Origin of the sequence: Microcoleus sp. OTE_8_concoct_300, from assembly GCF_031383065.1 — a bacterium.
Taxonomy (GTDB): domain Bacteria; phylum Cyanobacteriota; class Cyanobacteriia; order Cyanobacteriales; family Microcoleaceae; genus Microcoleus.
The window spans coordinates 1-18,538 of sequence record NZ_JANMZH010000711.1 but is presented as its reverse complement, the minus strand read 5'-3'; the positions used below and the strand labels follow the sequence as shown (position 1 = coordinate 18,538).

Below are 18,538 nucleotides of genomic sequence, written 5' to 3'. Positions count from 1 at the left end.
GGATGCTCATGGTCTTTTAATGCTTGTTGCAGAGTTTCCTTTGTTTCAGAACTGAGGAAGTTTTTAGTAGGCATTGACTTTCTCGGAAAATTATCATATTATACCATACAATATGCGTTTTAGATGCTGAACAGCTTAGTACCGCGAAGGAAATTTTGTATACCCTTCATCGGGCTGCAAAGACGCCTACGCCAATGGTGACAGCTTGTGTTGGCGTAGGAGTATGTCACGGCGTATAAATGATGTTGAAGTAAATGCCCTTATCTTGCAGATTGTCGCCCCGATCGCTAATTCTCACCAAAGGAAAAGCGTAATCTACGCGCAGGTTCAGCCGCGGTATCGGTTCCCAGATCACCCCTAAACCCACACCTGCTAAAAATCTCTGATTGGGTAATTTATTAGGATTGTTGGGAGCATTCCATACCCTACCCGCCTCCAAAAAGGGAGCCAATTGAAGTTTGGGATTTCCCGAACCATCGCGCTGCAAAGTAATCCGATCCTCGAGCGAAACTCTGAAGCCGTTATCACCTGAACGGGCATTTTGGCGGTAGCCGCGCAAAGATTGCCCGCCACCAATTACAAATTGCTGTGAAGGCAACAAACTATTAGCTGACAACTGCAAGTCGGACTGCAAAATTAATAAATGTTTGTCATTCAATCGCTGTACTCGCTGCACTTGACCCAGCCAGCTAAAAAATTGTCCGTCGGGCACAGAACCTTCGTTTTGAGTAGCATCAAACAAGCTAGTGCCGATCGTAAATTGCGATCGCACGGCCCAAGCACCCTGCGGGTCGCGCCGAATGTAGTCCTGTCCCAGCTTAATTGCGCTCGTAGTGGTGACACCATTGGGCTCCGGGCCTTCACCAAAAGGCACCGGTACGCCAGCGACAAAAGTTCTGCCTGTCTGATAAGTAAAACCGGTAGACAAGGCAAATTCTTCGATCGGCGTTCTCCGCAGCGGCTGGCGGTAACTAACTTCAAATAAATGCGATTTTCCCGAAATGTCCAAAGTGTTAAAAGGTGCTTGTACGATACTGTTGCGATTCGGCGCCGCCCTCAATTGCAAAGTGCCGTTCATCGCATTTAGCGGCAGGCGATAGCTAAAATCGAACACGTCGGAATCACCGATCGAGCGGTAATAAGCCGCCCCTAGTTCGTCGCCATTTCCTGTTATATTGCGGTGCCGCAAACTAACTCCCACTCTTTCGGAACCGACGCTGGGAGGCGAGTAATTGTCAATGCTGAAACTAGGTTGAAACGGATTAGCTTCCGAGACTCGGACGATCAGAATGCTCTCGCCTTCATTATCCCCAGCCCGCAGGCTGGCTTCTACATTGCTAAATAAAGGATCGACTCGCAGCAGCCGGAGTTGGTCTTCTAATGAAGCTGTGCTTAAAGGCCTTCGTGCCCCGAGTCGAATTCGGCTGCGGATGTAACTTGGATGCAATCTTTTAGTTCCTTCTACCTCAATTCGGGTCAGCTTGCCTTCGATCACTTGAATTTGGACTACCCCTGCGGTGATAGTTTGGGGCGGCAAGACTGCTCTCGAAGTTATGTAGCCTCGATTGAGGTAAATTTCGGTAATTTTGTCGGCGATTTGTTTGAGTTGTTCTAGGGTGGCAGAACTGCCCTCTAACGGCTTGACTAAGGCATTAATTTCGTCTTGGCTTAAAATTGTGCTGCCAACTACTTGAATTTTCTGCACCTCAATTGCTGCATTCGGCAGTGTTGGGGGAACTGGCGAGGGGGGTTGGGGCGTTACTGTTGGCGGTACTTGGGGAGGTTCTGGGGAAGGCTGCGGGAGGGGTTGCAGAAATCGATCGCGATTTGGATCTGGCTGAGTCGGCGGCGGAGGCAGGTTGGGAGGCGCCGAGGGTTGGTTCTGGGCTAAAACATGATTGCAATTTAGCTGGTTGTGACATTTGGGATCGTTATCAACCAGATTTTTTGCTGGGGGTTCTTGCCCCTCACCGCAATCCGTTTGATTAATTGTGGAACACGCCTCAGCGCTTTTGTCAACCCGATTTTTTGCTGCGGGTTCCAAACCCCTACCACAATCCGTTTGATCAATTGTGGAACAGGTATCGGGCTGGTTCCCGATCGCGTTGCTTTCTGGAAAATCGGGGATTTGATTTAAGTTTGTTGCAGTTACATCCTGCTTGATTTCCAGTTTTTGCAGTGCTAATACTCCGTTGCCCGTATCTGCTGAGTTGTCAGCGGCGACGGGCAACTGAGAAATATCGTCCGTTTGGGATATAGCTTTATGGGCATAACAGCAAGTCATCGGGAGCGCAGTTAGAAGTGAAATCCCCAACCGAAATATTGCAATATTTGCACTCGGGCGCATAATTAATAATTTCTCTAAAATAAGTTGGTCGCCTGCTTGACTCTGCCAGTTTATCATTTAGTATTATGCGAAATTTGACCAACAAAATTTCCACAGTCCGGCTTTCAAGATGCCAGGAGCCCGAACAGCTCATTAGCACAATAATTTTAATTTATTTAGGACGATCGACCAAAAAACCCCCAACAGCCAAAAATCATCTGTGGCCCTGCCCAAAACCCCCCTCTAAACCGAGTTTTTCCTAGTTGCTACACAAGTCATACCATTTTAGATTTTAGATTTTAGATTTTAGATTTTAGATTTTAGATTTTAGATTTGGCAATAACTTATGGCAATCAGGGTTTGGGGCTTGCCTACCGTTGCATTCTTTTTGGAAACGGGCGTCGAATTATTTTTTTCTTAGAGGTGTTAACTCACTTGGGACTAATGGTTCTTGAGCGATTTTGCCGAGTTGGACTGAGTTCAATACTGCTGACCACTTGATCGCTAAACTGGCATCGCTGGGAGACTGGATGCGTAATTGAGCTAGAGTTGCCAGGTAGTCGTACCAGAGACCTTGTTGGGCGAAAATGCTGAGCTTGGCGTGATCGGGCGATCGATCCAACTCTGTTTTCACGTTTGGGGCGAGTGCGGTGCGGTTGATCCACCCGGAAACGAGAACTTCATCTGTTGTATAGTTTTTGGCGTTGCATTTGATAGTAAAGTACCATTGATAGTTTTTGCCAACTTCCAGGGCTGGCGAGTTGTCGTCGGAGTCGAGGCTGACGCTAACGACACCTGCACGGCTAGTTACCATGCGAAAACTTTTTTTGTATAGTGTTTTGTCCGTTTCGTCTGCTAACTCAAACTGAACTGTTTTGTCAACGGCTACGGGAAGGTAGTAGAAAAATGTCGGCTTTGCTGATATGGTTTGCCCCATAGTTGATTGGGGAATCAAGGCAGTTAAGGCAGTTGGGGCACTGGAGCATTCTAAGCCACGGGTTCCTCCCCCTTCCCGCCTTCCGGGTACTCCCTGCTGCGGCGGTTGAAAGCTATTCCACAAGACTCCCAATTGCTGGCTGTTTGGTCTGCTTCCGCTTGGTTGGGCGGGTAGAACTGTTTGCCAGTTGAGGGGTAGCTGCGGTTGTGAGCGGCGGTGGACGCTGTTGGCGGGGCTGTTGAGAGCCTCTGCAGGTCTTAAGAAACTACCAACGGCAACTGCCTCTAAAGACAGAATTAAGGAAATGGCACCGATATTTAGAGCATACTTCCAAGCCATGACGAACCTGCCTTCTGATGAACCGAGGGACTTTATCGCACGGTTTTATTCTACCCAAGGTTTTGACGGATCTAGTAATCTATTGTACTTAATTTATATCTTCAGGCAGATACGATTAGTTTTGTCGCTCTGATCGACCTGGAATTCTCTGTAGCGTTTTTCAGTGGTAGCTTAGTAGTTATACTTACTTGCATTCACGCCAGCAGGTTGGGTTGAGCTTGTTAAAGCCAACTTTGACCGAAAAGCCAGACGCAAGCCCCGGGCTTGAGACATGGAAGTCGGCAGCGGTTTCAACCCCCTGTAGAGTTGAACCAAGCTTTATCTACCGCTTGTACATTATCTGGTTCAATGCTGTATAACTCTAGTAGGAAGCCTAAATACAAGCACAACAACAACATAACTTACGGTTGTAAATATCACATTGTGTGGTGTCCAAAGTATCGTCGTAAAGTTTTGCTCGAAGGCGTTGATTTTCGTCTGAAGGAAATCCTAGCCCTTGTTGCTATCGAGCTTAATAGCGAGTTGATTGAAGTCGAGGTAATGCCAGATCGTGTTCAGGTTTTGGTCGAGTGCGATCGTCAATTTGGAATTGGCAAGCTTGTTCGGTACATGAAGGGGCGCTCCTCTCGATATCTCCGTCAGGAATTCCCTTGGTTAAAAAGTCGGTTGCCTACACTTTGGACTAACAGTTATTTTGTTGCAACTGTAGGTGGTGCGCCTATCGAGCGTGATTAAACAGTATATCGAGAATCAAAAAAATGTTTAGTTACGGCTGCAAGCAAATACTAATCAACCCAGATCAAGCTCGAAAAGTCATTTTAGAAGTTGTCTGTGAAAAATCAAATAAGCGTGCTAATTGTGGGAGCTACTATTCTCGTCAGTTGTATTTTAAGAAGGGTAAAATTAAGAGCAGATTTGATTTACATCGTTTATTAATGAAAGACAATCCCCATTTCAATGCACTTTACTCTCAGGTTGCCCAACAAACGCTAACTAGCGTTGCAGAGTCATTGAAACAGGGTAGGCTCCAAGCCAGCAAGGCTTTAGCCGGGGCTTGATGTAAGCGACACGAGCGGTTTTAACCGCCTTGAATCTTTTTTTATTCATTCTCAAGCATTGGCTCTACTTCATGCTATAAGATAAATACAGGAGGTGATATAAAAATGCTTTTAAGTTACCAGTACAAATTCAGACATAGGAATCAACAATTAGATAAATTATCGGGCTGGTTAGATAGGCTTAGGGCTACCTATAATTGGTGGCGTGATAGAATCAAAGGTGGGCATCAGGAGTTTATTCAGGTAGATTATTGTGATTTAAAAACACGGGTGGGAATTACGCGGTTAACGGGTCGCCTAGTCCGAGGTACTAAACTCGACAACCCCTGGAAAACAGGGGAAGGCAAAGGTAAAAAGGCAGGTAAAAAAGACAAATTACCCCAACGGTATGCGTCATTAATACATGAGACAAACCTAATAAATTTAAAGGCTAGTCGCCCTGGGAATCGAAATATTGATGCTGCTATTTTGCAGTCAATACCAGCCAGGGTTAACGAGTCATTTAATAAGTTCTTTAAGGGGGGATTCCCTAAATTCAAGGGCCGCCACGATTTCAAATCATTTAGCTACAAACCGGGTTATGTTAAAATTAAGGGTAGCAAAATCTACCTACCTAAAATTGGCTGGATGCGTTTCTATAACTCGCGTTCTATCCCAGATGGGTTTGATATTAGGACGGTGACAGTTAAGCAGAAAGCCGATGGTTGGTACGTTTCAGTAAGAATTGAAAACAAAACAGTGCCAGATTTTCCCATAATTCCAGACAGTGAGATCAAAACCATCACTGGATGTGACATGGGGTTGACTAAACTGGTGTACCTATCTTATGGTAGTGTGATTGATCACCCGCGATTTGCTACTAACAAAAAGACTAAACGTTTAATGCGAGTTAGGCAGCAAAGAGTTAGCCACCCACAAAAAGAAAGTAAAAATCGCAGTAAACCTCAACTAAAAGTGACGGCTTTGCACAATAATAATAAAATTCAACAAAAAAGCGAGGCTTACCAGTGGTGGGTGGCTAATAAGATTATTGAAAAGTCTGATGCTGTCGCAGCCGAAGACTTGCCCCTCAAGAATATGATGAAACGGTGCAAGCCTATTAAGTCGAAGAATGGTATATTTTTGCCAAATAATCAATCAGTTAAACGCGGGTTGAACCGTTCTATCTCCGACCCTAGTTGGTATTATTTAACCAAAAAACTTGAGTATCTGGCGGCAAAGTCAGGAAAAAGACGTGATAAAGTTAATCCACAATATACCAGCCAAACTTGTAGCAAATGTAGTGACGTTGATCAAGATAGCCGCAATGGGGAAAAGTTTATTTGTACTAATTGCGGACACATTGATGATGCAAATCTGCAAGCTGCAAGAAACGTGAAAAGTAAAGCAATAGAGGCTTACGGGCTAACTATTGTCAAGAAAATTAGAGCAAAAATGGTACGGGTGGACTGCTCGAAACCAGTACAATTGAATCTTTGTGAGATTGAGTTGTGCGAACGCTTGCCAGATAATACGCTGCCCCAAAAAGGATCTCGTGGCGTGTGGGCGAGAACCCAGATGGCATTCAATTGTCTCTCTGGGATGTTGAGAAAGTAATTTCTTAAGAATCTCAGCGTCTTGAGACCTGAGAGTTTCAAAAATTAGATTTTCTGTACAATACCGGCAAGAAATTTAGCATGAATCTCGATTCACCTGTTCTCTCGGACAAACAGCCTTCGGGGCTGCGGATGGTAAGACCGATCGGAGTCTTGACACTGCACGGCATTGCTTTTTTAGGAAATAAGTTGTTCGCTGTCGATCGCGCCGAAGGGCTGCTATTGGAGATCGATCCAGAAACTGACAACACTACTGTTTTGAATCCTTATCAAACGGCTAAGTTTGCGGGCGCAACTGGGCTGGCTATTTCGGAAGATACTCTCTGGTTTGCGCGGGATGAGGATATTTGTTGCTGTCGGGGCGCAATTCGGGACGGGGCGATAACTGAACTCAAGCCGGAACATTTTGTTTCACTTTCTTATCCTGCTGACGGGATTGCTGTGTGGAAATCTACGCTTTATGTGACGTGCCAGAGATTAGCCTCGATTCTGGTTTTTGACCTGAAAACTGGTCGGGAAATTACTCGGTTTTACGCTCCCGGTATTGGGGTAGAAAATATCACTGTCCGGGATGAGGAACTTTGGGTTTGCGACAAGACTGAGCAAACTGTTTACTGTTTGGAACGGGCAACTGGGGAGATTAAATTTAGCGTTTTGACTCCCTTTGAGTCGCCTTCGGGTTTGGCTTTTCACAAGGATTCCGCAACCGGGGAAGAGGTTCTGTACGTGGCTTATGCCGGGGATGAACTTTACATCCGGGATGACCCGAATTCGGAAGATCCTTTTCAGTTGACGAAGCGCGATCGCACTTTTATTCACCCTTTGTATTTTCACTACAATGAAGCCGATCGCTACGCTCTGTCAAACGGTTTTTTGATGGAAATGTCTTATGTGGAGGAACTGTCTCCTCTCGATGAGGTAGAAATCGAAAATTTGGAGTGGCGGATTGCTTTGCCTTCGGAAACTCACCGGCAAAAGGTCAGGAAAATTACGCCGATCGGAATGCCTTTTACTGAGGAAATTCAGGAAGGGGAACGGGTGGCGGTGTTTAAGTTCGATCGGCTGCACCCTGGGGAACGCCGAATTTTTGGCTGGAAGGCTTTGTTAGAAGTTCGCTCGATTAAGTATCAGTTGTCGCCTCGGGATGTCGAAAAGATTCCGAAGCTGTCGCCGGAGTTTGCAGCTAAGTATTTGGTGGATAATGACAATTTGGCGATGGATACGGAGATTGTGCGATCGGCTGCTGTGGCTGCCATTGGCTCGGAAACTAATATTCTGAGGCAGTTACTGAGCATTCGCAATTTTGTTTACGACCAACTTTCTTACGGGATTAGGCCTCACATTGACACTCCCGATATTGTATTACGCCGCGGCATCGGTTCCTGCGGCGAGTACGTGGGGTTGTTGTTGGCTTTGGCTAGGTTAAACGGGATTGCTTGCCGCACGATAGGCCGCTACAAGTGCCCGGCTTTTGCTGACAGAAAAGGTGTGGCGCTGGAGCCGGATTTCAATCACGTTTGGCTGGAATTTTACATTCCGGGTTTTGGCTGGGTGCCTATGGAATCTAATCCTGATGATATTCAAGACAGAGGCCCTTATCCTTTGCGATTTTTTATGGGTTTGGCTTGGTATCACGTAGAAATTGGCAAGGGAATTCGGTTTCATAGTCTCACCAGCGGGGGTCTTCCTTTAAATAAGGAGGATGTTTCCGTGGGGAGTCTGGCAATTAATCATGTGAGGTTTACAATTTTGGAAGAGTTGCCAGCAGTTTGAATCGAGTGTTAACAGTTAACAGTTAGCCGTCAATATTCAACTGTTAATTGTTAACATTTTTCATCTAAAATCGAAAGTAGAAAATGTAAAAGCAGAGGAAGAGGGGTTGTGGAATTTTCGATTGCTAATGTTCTCGTTTTAGTTGCCTTTGTACTGCTGCTGACGGTGACTGGCGGGGTCGCTTATTTGACTGCGGTTGAGTGGCGCGATCGCAGGCGGTTAGATAAGGCTAAACGGAAAAAAAAGTAGCTCTTGGCTGTTGACAAAGTGCATTTTTTATGATAAAAAACAAGGCGACCAAACCAGGTCGCCTTGTTTTTTTGATTTGACGTATTTTCACCGCAGAGGTGCAAGGAAAGAGATAACAGACCTCTTGCAAAAATAAATAGGACGGGCAAGATGCCCATACCACAAGAAAAAATAACTTTTGTGGGATGGGCATCTTGCCCGTCCCATCAATTGATGAAAAGGATTTTTGCAAGAGGTCTAACCTAGGTGTGGCGCTTCAAAAACATCTTATTGAATAGCCTTAATTGACCGATTTTTTCTACTTTTTATTTTTCCGCTTCCCTCCACCTGGTTTAGATTGGCTTCCCCGCAACAAATTACCTAAAGCATCATTACTTCTGTCATTAAAATCAAAATTATTTTCCCCAAACTCCTTGAATAACTTTTTCTGATATTCCTTCTTTTCGTCGGGTGAAGAACCAGTCCACGCATAAATAAATGCTTTCGCCGTATAACTTTTGTGCAGATGTCGCTTGAAAGTATTGTATGTATTAATTACTTGCTCTGTGGCATGACCTAAATCACTTATATTATCTTTTAATTCTACAAAACAGATAACGCGCTTGCTGTCTGTAGCGTAAAACACAATCAGGTCGCACATTTTTTGACCTTTTTCTGTTCCCCATAAAAATTGACGCAGCTTACAACCAGGATTTGATTTGTCATCTATGTTAAAAAAAAGTATTGTTTCGCCCGCTAGGGGTTTTACTTCTACGGAAGCTTTACTTTCCTTAAAAGCGGTTTGACCTGGAAGTAAACAGGAGGATAAAAGCAAATTTTCAAAAGGCATTAACTGTCTCTCAATCTTGAATTTTTAGTAAATTAGCATAAATGCGAGAAAGATCATCAGACACTCGACCAAAAGTTTCCCAATTTATTGTACCTTCTTCACTGATAATGTTTTTGGCTGTTCCATCTTCAAACAAATAGACTGAAACTTTTTCTTGAGGAATAAAGGCATCAGTTCGTTCTAAGTAAAACATTTCTTTAATGCTATCCGGATCTTCATGCTTAGCGGCTTGCATCAGATTAGCAAGATGGTCAACAATGTACGGACTGTGGGTTGTAATTAAGACGTGCAACCCAGCATTAACTAACATCGCCAAGAATTCAGCAATTTCCACTTGAGCTGCTGGGTGTAAGTTCATTTCGGGTTCGTCAATTATCAGCAACTCATTGCGTTCTACTAAATAGCGCAAACAGAGAACTAATGGAGCTAGTTCTTTTACCATTGAGGAAACAATCGGCATCTCCAACTTAGTATTTTCTTCAGGTTGAAAAAGTAGTTCTTCTCGCAATTCTGCTGTCTCAAAACCAACGGTTCCTCGTAAAATCTCCTTTTCCAAAAAATCAGCCAACTTCACATATTCCCCTAGCTGGGGATTTTTATTGATTTCCTCTTCTCTGCGTTGTCTGTGTTCTTTTTGATAACTAAGTATAATCATGTTCAAAAAATTCTTTACTGGTTCAACTAAAGGCGTCCCTCTTTGTTCAAATTCAGATTGATCTGTGTCTGTTAAAAGTTCTTCAGTTCTAACTTCTCGACGTGGAAAAGGGCTAAATGGAAAAGTTATAAAAGCCGTTCTTTCAGTCGGAAATGTATATATATAATCATAAAAGGCTCTGTGGAGTATCTGGAAAATTTCCCGAACTACGAATTGCTTAATCGCTTTTCTAGGGAGCTTTTTCAAAATGTCTCCTTCTGAATAGAAGTATAGTATTCCATCTCCTGTTTCTTTAAGAGCATTTAGTAACCCTAAAGAAATTTTTCTCTGTACTGAAGCGGCTTTTATCCTTTCCAAAAACTCTGCCTTTGTTTCTGCTAAATTTAAATGTACGTGCAAATCATTAAAATTGGCTCGATCCGTAGCCATAAACGACCGCATCCTGTTTGGAGTTAAACGAGCCACATCATTAATATAAGTTTCGGCATATTCATTAGCAAATTGAATAGCGTCAATTTGTGCATTCCCTTCCTCAAAAAGTTGCTGAAGTGCGCTATCTAAGGTTGGATATCCTTCTTTGGTGTTACCGTCAAGATAAGCTTTCAAGTAATGTCGGTATCCGTGCTGCCCAAAGATAGCTGACAAAGTGTATGCAGCCCAAGTTTTGCCTTCACCATTACCACCAATAAAAACAGTTAAAGGCTTCAAATCAATTTCAGCTTTTTCAATAACACCTAAGTTTCTAATTTCTACTTTCATTGAAGATTTTCCTGTTAATAAACTATCAGATCGAGGGTACGAGCCAGTGAGTTTTATTTATGTTTAGTTACTTAACTGATTCTACCAGGATTTGTCATTTATGCTCAAAATTAACATAAAGGAGAAATGCGGCGCGATCGCGCCGCATTTCCCAACATCAGATCTAAGTCCACTGTCTGAAAAATGTATTTTCTTGCCAAGCGGCGGCGGTGCGTTTTTCAAGTGCTGCCATTTCTGTTTGGTTCAGGGGTTGGAATGCTTGGGCGACTTTGAAGTTTTCTTCTAATTGCTTTACTGAGTCGGCGGCGATGACGCAGCAGTGCACGCCGGGAAGTGAAAGCGAGTAGCCCATTGCTTGGTGCATTCCATCTAAAACACCGTTCTGAAATAATTTGCCGTAAGCTGGTATTTTCATGGCTATGACGCCGATGTTTTTGGCTTTGGCAACTGGTAAAGCGCTGGTAACAAAGGAGCGCGGGTGATGTTTTTCGGCGGCGTTGAGGCAGATTAATGTTGTGTCAAAAGGATAGCGCTCCAAGCCTGCAGTAATGATAGCTGGTTCGTGGTGTCCGGTGATGCCGGTCAAACGAATTATTTTTTGCTCTTTGGCTTCTTCGATCGCCTTTATTGCTCCTTTGGCACTGAAAATTTGGTCTAATTCTGTTTGGAATGAGACGTGGTGGAGTTGCCACAAGTCTAGCCGATCGGTTTTCAATCTTTTGAGCGATTGCTCTAAGTCTCTCCACGCACCGTCTCTGTCTCTGGCGGAGGTTTTTGTGGCTAGGAATAGGCGCGATCGATATGGTGGCAAAACTTTGCCTAAGTTTTCTTCGCTGGGCCCGTACTCGGCGGCCGTGTCAAAATAGCTAATGCCTAGTTCGATCGCGCGTTCAATTTGCACCGCCGCTTCTGCTTCTCTTCCCGGCTGCGACAGCGGTGTTTGTCCGCCCCCCCCCAAACCGAAAATCGGCACTTTCACCCCGGTGTTGCCTAATAGTCGTTCTGGCATTGTTACTGTGGCGGCCGCCTTGTTATTGGGTGCGGCTGCGATTTCCCCATCCTGCTGTTCGATCGCCTTAGCGCCTGCAATGCCGCTGGCAACAGCTATACTGCTCAATATAAAATTGCGGCGAGTCTTTTTGCTGGTCATGGTTTCCGTATCCTCAGAATATGTGAGTAGAAATTAACCGCCTTGGTGTTCGCACGATACATAGATTTCTACCCCAAATCGGATAATTTTCCCCCTATCCGGGGGAGGAGAGGGCTGGGGGAAAATTTATCTCTCTGCCGATCGACTATTGGTCAATTATCCATGCGCGAATCAGTTCGTTTATCTGTTCTGGTACTTCGTCGTGGGGACAGTGACCAGCTTTGATAAAGTGTTCTGTCAACTGAGGATAGTGTTTGCGAAATTTGGCGCTTCTTTCTGTGGAATTCATCCACGGATCGCCTTCTCCCCACAGCATTAGCAACCGGCAGTTTAATTGACTCAGCAATACGTCGATTTTTTCGCCTTGGGGTGTTCGGAATACGGAGGCGAATACTTTCGGGGCACCGGGATCGCAGGAGGGAAGGTAAATTTCTTCTACTAATTGGTCTGTGACGGCGCTTTGGTCGAGATAAACTTTTTCTAGGGTTTTCCGAATTGTCGATCGCTGGCGCACGTACTGGAACAGCAGAAAACTTGCCCAATCTTGCTGAAATAACGTTTTAGCTACCGCAGATATGGCTTTTTGCAAGGGCGGGGCTTCGGGTGCCGGCTGCGGTTCGCTGAAGGGGCCGGCGCTGTTGATTAATATCAGTCCGGCTGCTGATTCGGGGCGCTGGGCTGCTACACACAAGGCGGCGTAGCCTCCGAGGGAGTTGCCGGCTAGTACGGCGGGCCGGCCGATGATGTTGGTGATAAAGTCGTGGAGTTGGTCGCGCCAGAGGTCGCCGCTGTACTGCAATTCGGGTTTTGCCGATCGCCCAAATCCGATCAGGTCGATCGCCCACACTTCAAAGTCTTTGCTCAGCCCGCTGATATTTTTGCGCCAGTGGTCTGTCGAGGCTCCAAAACCGTGAATTAACAGCAGGGGAGGGCGTTCTGGATGCCGATCGCTGGATCGAACGTAGTACACTGAATGCCCCCGCCACTGCCAGTAAGTGCCGGCTATGGGGGCGGAGGTCATGGCTGGGGTTGCTTGCATAATGTAAAGAAATAATTATTTACTTTAACTATTGTATCGCGACGCTCAGATTTATAAAATTTGGCAAACGCGCCGGGGCTTGGGCGAGAAAAGGATTAGTTAATTTGGGCGAGTAGGGTTCTGGCGATCGCCCGCACTCAGAATAAATAAGTTTTGTAACGAATATTGATTTTGTGAGGATCGCAGCAATCCGAGATATTTTGCCCGATCGCATTTGGGAAATTTATCCGGTTTTGGCTGCAACATACCTAAGTAGGATAATTTTGCTGTGTAGCGGCATGAGCAAGTTCGGGGCGATCGGCCCTTGCCCAGCGGCTGGGAGGGCCGAACCTGATGGGTGAGGGTGAAGGGATCAACTTTTTTATAGTTATTTCCGACCTTTTCAAGGTGGGGATCGTTTGTGAGGGAGTTGTTGAGGGCTTGGGGGAGGCAGCGGATCTCAGCGTTGCGAGTTGGCAAAAGCCGAAATCAAAAATCTGGCTGCTGGTAGAAGTTATAAGTAAAATTACTGAGGGTTCAGGGCAGAAGTTTCTCAGAATCCCTGAATATTTTGTGACGTTGTTGGCTGTTCTTAATTGCTTCGATACTCTAAGATATAAGTAGAGCTGCGCCGCTCAATTAATTAGCATTTTGAATACTAGGGAGCCAACTATGCAGGGTGTGAACTTTATCCACCTGAAAGTTAGGGAGTTTTCTGAGTGATTGCTATTTCAGCCCGTCCCGTCGGACGCAATTGGATTACGATTAGCTTCGCTTCTACTCTATACCTTTGTCCTATTTTGGATCTGCTCCTAGCAGAGGTGCCAGATTACTGGCAAGCGGAATTGCGGTTGGGGCTTCAAGAAGCTTTGGTAAATGCTGCTAAGCATGGAAACAAATTAGACCCCGGTAAAACTGTTGGAGTCCGTTTTTCGATCGTCCAAAACCAATATTGGTGGGTGATATCGGATGAAGGTTCTGGCTTTAATGCTCCTTGCGGTTGCAACCTTTATACCGATGATTGCAACAGTCTCCTAGCAGAGGATGTTTCAGATAACTCTGTACTACCCCATGTGGAACAGGAATGTGGTAGGGGGTTGTTTATTCTTTACCAAATATTCGATCGGGTAGAGTGGAATTCTCAAGGTACAGAGTTACGGCTGTGCAAAGAACTTCCCAGTGGCTACCTGCAGCCTCACTTGCGCTAGAACCGCTATGAAAGCAGCAGTTTTAACCTCACCTAGACCTGGAAATTTTTTCGTTTCCGGGCTGAACCTCGGAGTGAGAATTTGGATGATGTGGCTATTGATAGCTGATCATAATCCAAAATGTGAGTTTTGAGTTAAAAAAGTGTAAATCTTTTGAACTCACAATCGCGCTGCTTGATCTAGCGGCGCGATTGTCGCGCGTTGTGAGCGACTAATCAAGTCAAAACTCCAGACTCAAAACTCAAAAAAAATTATTTGCCGTGGGTGGGACAGGGAGGAGCAGATATCGATCCATCCAGCCATCCTGCTGCTTGTTTTAAGCGCGGGAGAGCTTCTGCAGGCTGTTTTTTGAGCAAAAAGACCAGAGCGGCCGCGGCTTGCTCTCCGGCCCGCGCGGAACGGTTGGCTTTAAGGCGGTGCCAATCTTTTTCGGGGATGGCGAGGCGCGCGGCGAGAGCTTGGGCTAGTTCTACCGTGCTAAGCTCGTTGAGGTTGACAGTTTGGGTTATTTGTGTAGTTTCAAGCATAAGTTTCAAGCATAGGTGGCAATTATAGCGATTTGGCTGCCGTTTCTAAATTTAACTAAATAATATACTTGACATAATAACAACTAAATAAGGAATCGGTTTTTTTTAATTATTGTCACGTTTGCAGATCAAAATGCCTCAACAGCCGTCAGATTTAAATCGAGAGACACCGGGAGATGATGAAAGTGAGTTTGTTCAAGCCCTCGCAGCAGTGGAGCGATCGCTCGCGGCAGTCAAAGAACGGTACACTCAAATTCAGGTCGATCGACAGCGCCAAGTCGAACTCGGGCACCGGCGCGAAGAAATCCGCCACTCCAGGCGCCAAAATCCTTTGCCGCAACTCAAAAAAGAATTGCGGGAAATTGAGCAAGAATTGGAAACTATTGAGTTGAATTTAGAAAGCAGCCTGTTTTCTTGGGGAAGCATAAAACAACCTTTTTGGCAAGCAGTTCGGTTTGGGGGGCTTGGCATTTTGATCGGTTGGATTTTGAAATCCTATGCAGGTTGAAGGATGTTGAGATTTTTGATTTTTTTATTTACCGCAGAGGGCGCAGAGGGCGCTGAGGAAGAGAAAAGAGAGAAATATGGTGCAAAATATTAAATAAATAGGAGTGGATATGACAAATCAACGAATTGCAGCAATACTGCGCGCCGGTGAACCCGAGGAAACTGTAACTGTTCAAGGCTGGGTTCGCACTAAGCGCGAATTGAAAGAATTTGCCTTTGTGGAAGTCAACGATGGTTCGGCGATGGCTAACTTGCAAGTAGTCATAAATTCCGATTTGCCTGATTTTGAAAATGTACTGAAACAACTGAATACAGGTGCATCTCTAGAAGTGTCGGGTGTGCTGGTAGCTTCTCCAGCAAAAGGACAGCGAATTGAGTTGAAAGCTTCACAAGTGCAAGTTTACGGCGATGCAGACCCGCAAACTTATCCGCTGCAAAAAAAGCGCCATTCCTTTGAATTTTTGCGGACAATCGCGCATTTGCGACCGCGCACAAACACCCACGGTGCTGTTTTTCGAGTCCGCAATGCTTGTTCGGCGGCGGTACACCAATTTTTTCAAGAACGCGGTTTTTTGTGGGTTCACACTCCGATTATTGCTGCTAGCGACTGCGAAGGTGCGGGGGAAATGTTCGCCGTTACCAACTTTGATTTAAAGAATGTGCCGCGCACTGATTCGCAAGAGGTTGATTATGCTAAAGACTTTTTTGGAAAGCGCGCTTATTTAACAGTTAGCGGCCAGTTGGAAGCGGAAGTTATGGCGCTGGCTTTCGGAAATGTTTACACTTTTGGCCCGACTTTCCGAGCGGAAAATTCTAATACTTCGCGACATTTGGCTGAGTTTTGGATGATTGAACCGGAGATGGCTTTCTGCGATCTGCAGGGAGATATGGATTTGGCTGAGGCGTTTTTAAAGTACATTTTTAAATACGTTTTGGAGCATTGCCCGGAAGATATGGAGTTTTTCAATGAGCGCATTGACAAAACGGTTTTGGCTACTGCTGAAAATATCATTAATAATCAGTTCGAGCGGATTACTTATACCGAGGCGATCGCACTTTTGGAAAAAGCTGACAAAAAGTTTGATTTTCCGGTAAGTTGGGGCTTGGATTTGCAGTCGGAACACGAGCGTTATTTGGCTGAGGACTTGTTTAAAAAGCCGACAATTGTCAGCGATTATCCCGTCGAGATTAAAGCATTTTATATGCGTTTAAATGATGACGAGAAAACGGTGCGAGCAATGGATGTTTTGGCTCCTAATATTGGGGAAATTATCGGCGGTTCGCAGCGGGAAGAAAGGCTGGATGTGTTGGAGCGGCGCATGGAAGCCCAGGGTATGAATAAGGAGGAATTGTGGTGGTATTTGGATTTGCGCCGCTACGGTACTGTGCCTCACGCTGGCTTTGGTTTGGGGTTTGAGCGGTTAGTGCAGTTTATGACGGGAATGGGGAATATTCGGGATGTGATTCCGTTTCCGAGAGCGCCTTTGACTATTGATTTTTAACTGGTTCCCAGGCTCCAGCCTGGGAAACTATATCCAGAGGCTCTGCCTCGCTTGGTAAAATGGAGGCAGAGCCTCCCGATCGGCGTTACCAGGCTGGAGCCTGGTAACGAGTAATCTAAAATATAAAATCTCAAATGGTATGAGCTAATGGTTCTTCAAATCCCATCGAGTTCCAAAGCACCAACTGTCACCTGGGAAGCCTTACCCGCCGACTTTGTATTACCGGACGATCCCGTGGAAAATATTCAACAACCACCCCTTGCTGCCGCCCTCACCGATGCTCTGGGAGCCGCTGGACTTATTGGGCCGATCGCCCTAATCGGTTCCAATTTTGGACTGGTAGCGACTGTAAATAAGCAGATTGTAGTCAAAGCACCGGATTGGTTTTACGTGCCGCAAGTGCATCGAGTCGCAGAGGGCACCATTCGCCGCAGTTACACGCCGAATTTGGAGGGTGCGCCGGTATCCGTGGTGATGGAGTTTTTGTCTAACGAAGATTACGCCGAACTCTCGGCGCGATCGACTCCTCCCTACGGCAAGCTCTACTTCTACGAACAGATTCTGCAAGTGCCCACCTATGTTACTTACGACCCCTACGAGCCCAAGCTGGAAGTGCGGTATCTGCAAAATGGTGGTTATGAAACGCAGGCTGCTGATGCTGAGGGACGGGTGCGGATTCCAGAGTTAGATTTGTGGCTGGGAATTTGGCCCGGGGAACGGCTGGGGCAAACTATGAATTGGCTGCGCTGGTGGGATGAGGCAGGAAATTTGCTGCTGTGGAGTTCGGAACAGGCCCAACAGGAACGGCTGCGGGCAGAACAGGAACGCCACCGAGCAGAACAGGAACGTCTGCGGGCGGAGGTATTGGCGGCAAAGTTGCGCGAGTTGGGTGTCGATCCCGATCGGCTAACGTGAAAGCGCGGGATATTCGTTAGTTAGCCGTAGGGTGCGTCGAAGAAACAAAAACTGCACCAAAGCTCAAGTAGATGCTTGGATGAGACGGTTCCACATTGGCAGCAGGTCAACATCATGTTGATTGTAAAGCAGTTCCTTAAACAAGGGAAACTCTTTCACATACTTTTGATAAAGCCTCGGTTTTCTCCGGGTTCGTTAGGAGGTGAAATATTAACGCTAGAATGCGGGTTTCCGTCCCTACTCAAAAAACTATCCGCAGTATTGGAGTAAAAAATGTTATATTAAATTGAATAATATTTTCTACTATACTGATTGCCATGAAAAAAAGTCACTATTTAATGGGCATAATTTATTTTTTCGCCATTCTTTTAACTCCGGCTTTAGCCAAAGCTTCAGGGGAAAGATGCTTTATAACAAGCCCTGATGTTTGTATATTTAATGGTCCTTTATTAAACTTTGGTTTAGATTTGAACAATGACTATAGCTTGCAAGAATTATTAGCAGAAATTGCCCTGAAATATGCTCAATCTGGAAATATGCAAAAAGCACGTCATATTGCTGAATCTTTAACTATTGTAAAGTTAAGAAATCAAGCTTTGGCTGCTCTTGAAAAAATGCCACAACCAGCTAACACTAATGGGGAAATTAAAAAAATTACTGAAGCTCAAAAACAACAACTTTTCGACAATGCAAAATTAGCCAAAGACGAGGACACTAAAGTTAGAGTTGCGGTAGAAATGGCAGAGTCTGGTTTATTTGAAGAATCAGAGAACATCAGACAAATGATTACAGATAAAGCATTCCAATCTTTAGTTTTAATTCAGATCGCTGATATTTATATTTCCATCAATCAGAAAGATATTGCTCAAGAAAAACTGGCACAATCTGTTGAATTAGCAATGTCTTTAGAGTGTAATGTTTCACCTTGTGAGGAAGATAATGACTATAGAGGTAGGACTTTGGAAAGAGTTTACCGACGATTCCAAAAACCTCGTTTATAAAGCATAAAAATAAATTGTAGAAAATTATGAGTGCGCCAACCTGCCAGAGTCTGTCGGGGCGACAAGTTGCCTATAATGCTGATTGAATAAGTCTCATAGCTCTCAAGCCTTGTTGATAATTAGGTAGTTTGTGTGGGGACAAAGACATTAATTCAACAACAACCAGCCAATTACTAGACATTGAATCGAC

The 18,538-nt window shown here is 45.1% G+C and carries 17 protein-coding genes and 1 pseudogene; 11 read left to right on the top strand and 7 right to left on the bottom strand.

What is annotated here, in order from left to right:
- Positions 1–226: 226 nt before the first annotated feature.
- Positions 227–2,404, bottom strand: a complete 2,178-nt coding sequence (locus ACUVJL_RS31925; protein WP_445249496.1) for a ShlB/FhaC/HecB family hemolysin secretion/activation protein — start codon at positions 2,402–2,404, stop codon at positions 227–229.
- Positions 2,405–2,732: 328 nt separating this feature from the next.
- Positions 2,733–3,602 carry a DUF928 domain-containing protein gene (locus ACUVJL_RS31920; RefSeq protein ID WP_445249495.1) on the bottom strand — a complete coding sequence of 290 codons (870 nt, stop codon included), beginning with the start codon at positions 3,600–3,602 and terminating at the stop codon, positions 2,733–2,735.
- A gap of 348 nt (positions 3,603–3,950) precedes the next feature.
- Here ACUVJL_RS31920 and tnpA point away from each other — a divergent pair.
- The 5 genes and pseudogenes from tnpA (at position 3,951) to ACUVJL_RS31895 (ending at position 8,277) form a co-directional block, all read left to right on the top strand.
- A pseudogene (gene tnpA / locus ACUVJL_RS31915) lies at positions 3,951–4,368 on the top strand (IS200/IS605 family transposase).
- Positions 4,361–4,660, top strand: a complete 300-nt coding sequence (locus ACUVJL_RS31910; protein WP_445249494.1) for a hypothetical protein — start codon at positions 4,361–4,363, stop codon at positions 4,658–4,660. The pseudogene tnpA and the gene ACUVJL_RS31910 overlap by 8 nt, the downstream one beginning before the upstream one ends.
- 105 nt (positions 4,661–4,765) lie before the next feature.
- Entirely contained in the window at positions 4,766–6,256 is a 1,491-nt protein-coding gene (locus ACUVJL_RS31905) for an RNA-guided endonuclease InsQ/TnpB family protein (RefSeq protein WP_445249493.1), read from the top strand.
- A gap of 80 nt (positions 6,257–6,336) precedes the next feature.
- Positions 6,337–8,028 (top strand): transglutaminase domain-containing protein, encoded by a 1,692-nt coding sequence (locus ACUVJL_RS31900; protein ID WP_445249492.1) that lies wholly within the window; start codon positions 6,337–6,339, stop codon positions 8,026–8,028.
- A gap of 108 nt (positions 8,029–8,136) precedes the next feature.
- The gene (locus ACUVJL_RS31895; RefSeq protein ID WP_445173280.1) at positions 8,137–8,277 is read left to right on the top strand and encodes a hypothetical protein; all 141 of its coding nucleotides are present in this window, start codon (positions 8,137–8,139) and stop codon (positions 8,275–8,277) included.
- 298 nt (positions 8,278–8,575) lie between these two features.
- Here the strand turns inward: ACUVJL_RS31895 and ACUVJL_RS31890 are convergent, their stop codons facing one another.
- From ACUVJL_RS31890 to ACUVJL_RS31875, 4 genes are all read right to left on the bottom strand, one after another.
- Entirely contained in the window at positions 8,576–9,106 is a 531-nt protein-coding gene (locus ACUVJL_RS31890; protein WP_445249491.1) for a hypothetical protein, read from the bottom strand.
- A gap of 10 nt (positions 9,107–9,116) precedes the next feature.
- A complete protein-coding gene (locus tag ACUVJL_RS31885; RefSeq protein WP_445249490.1) occupies positions 9,117–10,520 on the bottom strand; it encodes an AAA family ATPase in 1,404 nt (467 codons plus the stop codon).
- Between the two features lie 163 nt (positions 10,521–10,683).
- On the bottom strand, positions 10,684–11,670 hold the full coding sequence (locus tag ACUVJL_RS31880; protein ID WP_445249489.1) for an aldo/keto reductase: 987 nt from the start codon (positions 11,668–11,670) through the stop codon (positions 10,684–10,686).
- A gap of 145 nt (positions 11,671–11,815) precedes the next feature.
- Positions 11,816–12,709 carry an alpha/beta fold hydrolase gene (locus ACUVJL_RS31875; RefSeq protein WP_445249488.1) on the bottom strand — a complete coding sequence of 298 codons (894 nt, stop codon included), beginning with the start codon at positions 12,707–12,709 and terminating at the stop codon, positions 11,816–11,818.
- A 173-nt stretch (positions 12,710–12,882) separates the two neighbouring features.
- Here ACUVJL_RS31875 and ACUVJL_RS31870 point away from each other — a divergent pair, with 173 nt between their 5' ends.
- Both ACUVJL_RS31870 and ACUVJL_RS31865 read left to right on the top strand, forming a co-directional pair.
- The gene (locus tag ACUVJL_RS31870) at positions 12,883–13,050 is read left to right on the top strand and encodes a hypothetical protein (protein ID WP_445249487.1); all 168 of its coding nucleotides are present in this window, start codon (positions 12,883–12,885) and stop codon (positions 13,048–13,050) included.
- A gap of 357 nt (positions 13,051–13,407) precedes the next feature.
- Positions 13,408–13,896 (top strand): ATP-binding protein, encoded by a 489-nt coding sequence (locus tag ACUVJL_RS31865; protein WP_445249486.1) that lies wholly within the window; start codon positions 13,408–13,410, stop codon positions 13,894–13,896.
- Between the two features lie 251 nt (positions 13,897–14,147).
- Here ACUVJL_RS31865 and ACUVJL_RS31860 read toward each other — a convergent pair whose 3' ends face one another.
- Positions 14,148–14,423, bottom strand: coding sequence for a DUF6439 family protein (locus ACUVJL_RS31860; RefSeq protein WP_445249485.1), 276 nt, complete (start codon positions 14,421–14,423; stop codon positions 14,148–14,150).
- A 133-nt stretch (positions 14,424–14,556) separates the two neighbouring features.
- Between ACUVJL_RS31860 and ACUVJL_RS31855 the strand changes: the two genes are divergently transcribed.
- The 4 genes from ACUVJL_RS31855 to ACUVJL_RS31840 all read left to right on the top strand — a co-directional run bounded on the left by ACUVJL_RS31855 (position 14,557) and on the right by ACUVJL_RS31840 (position 18,348).
- Positions 14,557–14,931, top strand: coding sequence for a DUF2203 domain-containing protein (locus ACUVJL_RS31855; protein WP_445249484.1), 375 nt, complete (start codon positions 14,557–14,559; stop codon positions 14,929–14,931).
- A 109-nt stretch (positions 14,932–15,040) separates the two neighbouring features.
- Positions 15,041–16,432, top strand: a complete 1,392-nt coding sequence (gene asnS, locus ACUVJL_RS31850; RefSeq protein ID WP_445249483.1) for an asparagine--tRNA ligase — start codon at positions 15,041–15,043, stop codon at positions 16,430–16,432.
- A gap of 147 nt (positions 16,433–16,579) precedes the next feature.
- Positions 16,580–17,347, top strand: a complete 768-nt coding sequence (locus tag ACUVJL_RS31845) for a Uma2 family endonuclease (protein ID WP_445249482.1) — start codon at positions 16,580–16,582, stop codon at positions 17,345–17,347.
- Between the two features lie 317 nt (positions 17,348–17,664).
- A complete protein-coding gene (locus ACUVJL_RS31840) occupies positions 17,665–18,348 on the top strand; it encodes a hypothetical protein (RefSeq protein ID WP_445249481.1) in 684 nt (227 codons plus the stop codon).
- Positions 18,349–18,538 lie beyond the last annotated feature (190 nt).

What these genes read in the sequence shown, in the direction of transcription:
- ACUVJL_RS31925 (WP_445249496.1), bottom strand. Translation starts at nt 2,404, where the DNA reads ATGATAAACTGGCAGAGTCAAGCAGGCGACCAACTTATTTTAGAGAAA.
- ACUVJL_RS31920 (WP_445249495.1), bottom strand. Translation starts at nt 3,602, where the DNA reads ATGGCTTGGAAGTATGCTCTAAATATCGGTGCCATTTCCTTAATTCTG.
- ACUVJL_RS31910 (WP_445249494.1), top strand. Translation starts at nt 4,361, where the DNA reads ATGTTTAGTTACGGCTGCAAGCAAATACTAATCAACCCAGATCAAGCT.
- ACUVJL_RS31905 (WP_445249493.1), top strand. Translation starts at nt 4,766, where the DNA reads ATGCTTTTAAGTTACCAGTACAAATTCAGACATAGGAATCAACAATTA.
- ACUVJL_RS31900 (WP_445249492.1), top strand. Translation starts at nt 6,337, where the DNA reads ATGAATCTCGATTCACCTGTTCTCTCGGACAAACAGCCTTCGGGGCTG.
- ACUVJL_RS31890 (WP_445249491.1), bottom strand. Translation starts at nt 9,106, where the DNA reads ATGCCTTTTGAAAATTTGCTTTTATCCTCCTGTTTACTTCCAGGTCAA.
- ACUVJL_RS31885 (WP_445249490.1), bottom strand. Translation starts at nt 10,520, where the DNA reads ATGAAAGTAGAAATTAGAAACTTAGGTGTTATTGAAAAAGCTGAAATT.
- ACUVJL_RS31880 (WP_445249489.1), bottom strand. Translation starts at nt 11,670, where the DNA reads ATGACCAGCAAAAAGACTCGCCGCAATTTTATATTGAGCAGTATAGCT.
- ACUVJL_RS31875 (WP_445249488.1), bottom strand. Translation starts at nt 12,709, where the DNA reads ATGCAAGCAACCCCAGCCATGACCTCCGCCCCCATAGCCGGCACTTAC.
- ACUVJL_RS31860 (WP_445249485.1), bottom strand. Translation starts at nt 14,423, where the DNA reads ATGCTTGAAACTACACAAATAACCCAAACTGTCAACCTCAACGAGCTT.
- ACUVJL_RS31855 (WP_445249484.1), top strand. Translation starts at nt 14,557, where the DNA reads ATGCCTCAACAGCCGTCAGATTTAAATCGAGAGACACCGGGAGATGAT.
- asnS (WP_445249483.1), top strand. Translation starts at nt 15,041, where the DNA reads ATGACAAATCAACGAATTGCAGCAATACTGCGCGCCGGTGAACCCGAG.
- ACUVJL_RS31845 (WP_445249482.1), top strand. Translation starts at nt 16,580, where the DNA reads ATGGTTCTTCAAATCCCATCGAGTTCCAAAGCACCAACTGTCACCTGG.
- ACUVJL_RS31840 (WP_445249481.1), top strand. Translation starts at nt 17,665, where the DNA reads ATGAAAAAAAGTCACTATTTAATGGGCATAATTTATTTTTTCGCCATT.